The sequence below is a fragment of the Noviherbaspirillum sp. genome (assembly GCF_036846085.1).
GTDB lineage: Bacteria > Pseudomonadota > Gammaproteobacteria > Burkholderiales > Burkholderiaceae_D > Noviherbaspirillum.
Window position 1 is genome coordinate 1 of sequence record NZ_DAIUCO010000335.1, and the last position, 4,891, is coordinate 4,891.

1 protein-coding gene is annotated in these 4,891 nt (G+C 59.5%); it reads left to right on the forward strand.

The features are described 5' to 3' along the window. On the forward strand, positions 1-4,891 hold a 4,891-nt coding region (locus V7080_RS24045; RefSeq protein ID WP_334190910.1), incomplete at both ends, for an amino acid adenylation domain-containing protein.

A 4,891-nucleotide genomic window follows, 5' to 3' on the forward strand; every position in this document is an offset into this window, starting at 1 on the left:
CTTTCAGCTTGGCGGCCATTCGCTGTTGGCGGTAAGCCTGATCGAACGCATGCGCAACGACGACTTGCAGGCAGACGTACGCGCGCTATTTTCAACACCCACAGTCGCTGCACTGGCCCTTGTTGTCGGAGGCGAGAGCCGGTTGGTGGATGTGCCGGCCAACCGGATTGAAGCCGGATGCGACGCGATCACGCCTGATATGCTGCCGTTGGTTAATCTGTCGGAAGACGATATCGCGCGTATCGTCGTCGCCGTGCCGGGCGGCGCAGCCAATATTCAGGACATCTACCCGCTCGCTCCGCTGCAGGAAGGCATCCTGTTCCATCATCTGATGTCCAGTGAAGGCGATCCTTATTTGCTTGGCGGATCCTACGGATTCCAGAGTCGCGATCGACTGGACACCTTTCTGCAGGCCCTGCAGGCCGTCGTGGACAGGCATGACATCCTGCGCACAGCGTTTCTTTGGCAGGGGTTGCCGGAACCGGTGCAGGTTGTATGCCGGTCCGCGCCGATTCGGGTGGAAGAGCTAGAACTGGATCGCGAAAAAGGCGGCATTCTCCAGCAACTCGAAATGCTGCGGGACCCGCGCCACTACCGGCTAGACATCCGTACCGCACCCTTGATGCAGGCATGCATTGCCTATGATGCCGACAACCAGCGTTGGTTGATGCGGCTGCTGAGCCATCATTTGTGGGGCGACCATTCCACCCTGGATGTCGTCATGGAGGAGCTGCAAGCCCATATGTCGGGTGATTGGGAAAAATTGCCCAGTCCGCTGCCATTCCGCAACTTCATTGCGCAGACACGGCTCGGCACCAGCCGTGATGCACATGAAGCCTTCTTCACCGATATGCTGGCCGATATCGACGAGCCGACCATGCCATTCGGCCTGTCAGGCGCGCAGCTTGCCGGAACCGACATGCAGGAGGCAGCGTCGGTCATCGAGCCGGGTGTGGCTGCACGCATGCGCAAATGTGCACGTTCACTGGGCGTGAACGCTGCCAGTCTGTTTCATCTCGCCATGGCTCGCGTGCTCGCCCAAGCGTCGAACCGGGATGACGTGGTATTTGGAACCGTGTTGTTCGGCCGCATGCAGGGCGAGAAAGGTGTGGATCGAGCCGTCGGCCTTTTCATGAACACCCTGCCACTGCGGATTCGGCCCACTGGAGCTGGAGTACGCGACAGCGTCAGGCAAACGCATGCCTTGCTCGCCCAATTGCTGCACCATGAGCACGCACCGCTTGCACTGGCGCAACGGTGCAGTGGCGTCGCCGCGCCTGCACCTCTTTTCAGCGCAGTGTTGAACTACCGTCACAGTATCTCGGATTCGCAGTTATCTGCCGCCTCCCGGCGAGCCTGGGATAGCATCGAAACCCTTGGCAACTACGAGGGTAGCAGCTATCCGTTCATCCTTTCGATCGACGACGATGGCGACAATTTTTTCCTGACCGCGCATACGCACCGTTCCATCAATCCGGCGCTGATTTGTGCCTATTTCCGCACCACGCTTGCCGGGATGGTTCATGCGCTGGAAAACAGACCGGACCTTCCGGTCGACATGCTGGACATATTGCCGGCAAGCGAACGCCAGCGCCTGCTGGTGGAATGGAATTCGTCTGATGCTACCCATTGTTCTGACAAGTGCATACATCAGCTGTTCGAGCAACGTGTCCATGCCAATTCCGAGGCAGTAGCGCTGGTTTTTGAAGATGTGGAACTGAGGTACGGCGAGCTTAATGCGAGAGCAAACCGTGTTGCACGCCAGTTACGCAAGTTCGGCGTCGAACCCGATGCACGTGTTGCGATCTGCATGGACCGCGGCATCGATATGGTGGTCGGATTGCTTGCGGTATTAAAGGCCGGCGGCGCGTATGTGCCATTGGATCCGTCGTATCCTCCCGAGCGAATTGCATTCATGCTCGAAGACTGTGCACCGGTCGTATTACTGACGCATGCAGCCGTGCGCACGCAGTTGCAGCCGTTGCATGCAATTATTGAGACATCCGATGTGGCCGGCTTGCCAATATACGACCTGGACACGCAACGCGCGTGCTGGATGAGGGAAGACGACGACGATCTGGACGCGGATTCCATCGGCCTCGATTCGGCCCATCTGGCATATGTGATCTATACCTCGGGATCGACCGGGACCCCGAAGGGGGTGATGGTCGAACACCGGCAACTGATCAATCACATCAACTGGCAGGTATGCCGGTTTGGCTTTACCGATGCCGATGCGGTGCTTCAACGCACCTCGATGTCATTTGACGCCTCGGTATGGGAAATATGGACACCCCTTGCCATAGGCGCAAGGTTGGTATTGCTGCCGAGCGCCGTTGATCGCGATCCCGCTGGTATTGTGCGCACGATCAAGCAGCAGAAAGTGACGATTGCGCAGTTTGTGCCGAGCATGCTGCGCCTGGTGTTGCAGGAGCATGAAGAACCGGTCCCCTTATGCGATTTCCTTTTCAGCGGCGGTGAGGTACTTGATGCGGAATTGGCACGTCGAGCGCATGAATGTTCCCGGCGCGCGTTCACAAATCTTTACGGTCCCACGGAAACGACTGTTGATGCACTCGCCTGGACGGTTGACGGCGCCAGCCTGGGCGCCACCGGCCAGAACACTGTCCCGATCGGCAGGCCGATCGACAATGCACTTGTCTATATCCTGGACGGGCGACGTCAGCCCGTTCCCGTTGGTGCAATTGGCGAAATTTACGTTGGAGGATCTGGTGTCGCGCGCGGATATTGGAACCGTCCCGAATTGACGTCTGAACGCTTCGTCGCCGACCCATTTTGCGGCCGGCCGGAAGCAGGCGCCGTACGTGACGGCCATGTGGACCGCATGTACCGCACCGGCGATCTTGGCCGCTATCTTCCCGATGGAAACATCGAGTTCAAAGGACGTAATGACCATCAGGTCAAGTTGCGTGGATACCGGATTGAACCAGGCGAGATCGCATCCGTGCTCCTGACCCATCCTTGCGTTCGCGACGCCGTCGTGCTCGCGCGAATGGATGGTTCCGGTAACCAGCGCTTGGTCGCTTACTACACCACGGGCGCGCAGCAGGAAACCGCTCCCGGAAGCTTGCATAGTCACCTCTCCAAGACATTGCCGGAATACATGTTGCCCGAGACGTACGTGAAGCTGGATGCGCTTCCGCTTACGCCAAATGGAAAACTTGACCGCCTGGCGCTGCCGGTGCCGGAGGATCACGAGGTTTCCGAGCGCGCGTACGAAGTGCCGGAGGGCGAGGTCGAGACGGCACTGGCCTCCATCTGGGCCGATGTGCTGCAAGTCGAACGCGTCGGACGACACGATGACTTCTTTCAGCTGGGCGGGCATTCGCTCCTCGCGATGAAAGTCATGTCACGCATACGTCGGCTGCTGGGCGTCGAACCGGGAATCAACGAGCTGTTTGCCCACCCGACCCTGGCCGCGCTTGCAACGGCTGTCAGCCGTGCAGCGCGCAGCGAGCTGCCGGCCATCACGGTTGTTTCGCGCGAAGAGGCGCTTCCGTTGTCCTTCGCTCAGCAGCGGTTATTGTTCCTGGCGCAGATGGACGGCGTCAGCCAGGCCTATCACATTCCGGTGGGCTTGCGGCTGCATGGCGCGCTGGACAGACTGGCGTTGCGGCGGGCACTGGACCGGGTCGTGGAGCGGCATGAAGCCTTGCGAACCACCTTCATCATGGCTGACGGGGTGCCGCTACAGCGTATTGCAGCCGGGGATACCGGCTTCACGCTGCAGGAACATGACTTGCGCGGCGTGCGCGACGCCGAGGAAGAACTGGTACGCATTAGCGACGCTGAAGCACTGGCGCCTTTCGATCTGGAATCCGGCCCATTGGTACGGGGGCGCCTGCTTCAGTTGAAAGGCGATGAACATGTGCTTCTGGTAACGATGCATCACATTGTGTCGGATGGATGGTCGCAGGGGATCCTGATCAACGAATTCAGCAGCCTGTACAACGCATTCTGCGCTGATGATGACGATCCACTGCCGCCACTCGCGATTCAGTATGCGGATTATGCCGCCTGGCAGCGGAGGTGGGTCGGAAGCGAAGTGCTGCAGCAGCAGGCGCAATTCTGGCAGCGTACGCTGGCGGGCGCACCTGCCGTGCTCGAGTTGCCGGTTGATCGCCCTCGGCCGTCACAGCCCGTGGTCGACGGCGCAGGCGTTGATTTTGAGTTGGACGAAGCTCTGACGCAGGACCTGAAAGCACTGAGTCGGCGTCACGGCGCGACATTGTTCATGACCGTCCTGGCAGGATGGGCCGTACTGTTGTCGCGTCTGTCGGGACAGGATGATGTCGTGATCGGGAGTCCTGTTGCAAACCGTACTCGCGCCGAAGTCGAGCCGCTGATCGGCTTGTTTCTCAACACGCTGGCACTGCGTGTCGATCTGGCAGACGGCCCAAGCGTCGCCGAGCTGCTAAGGCGCGTCAAGGAACAAACCCTTAACGCACAAGAGAATCAGGACCTGCCATTCGAGCAGGTGGTGGAAGGGGTGAACCCGCCTCGCAGCGTTTCATATCACCCACTGTTTCAAGTACTGATCAACTGGCAGAACAATGAATCGGTCGAGCTGCGTCTGTCGGGCTTGAGCCTCTCGCCCGCCGAGACGACGTACGAGCTTACCAAATTTGACCTGGCGCTAAACCTGGCCGAGGCTGACGACCGTATCATCGGCGCCATCACATACGCCACGTCGTTGTTCGACAGGAGCACGATTGCACGCTATGCGGAACTGCTTCAGCGCGTATTTCAGGCAATGGTCCGCGACGATCAGCAACTGACGGATCGGCTTTCCATACTCGACGCTCCCGAACGCACGCTCGTGGTTGACGGCTGGAACGCCACGCAGCGCACGGGACGGGAAGGACGCTTT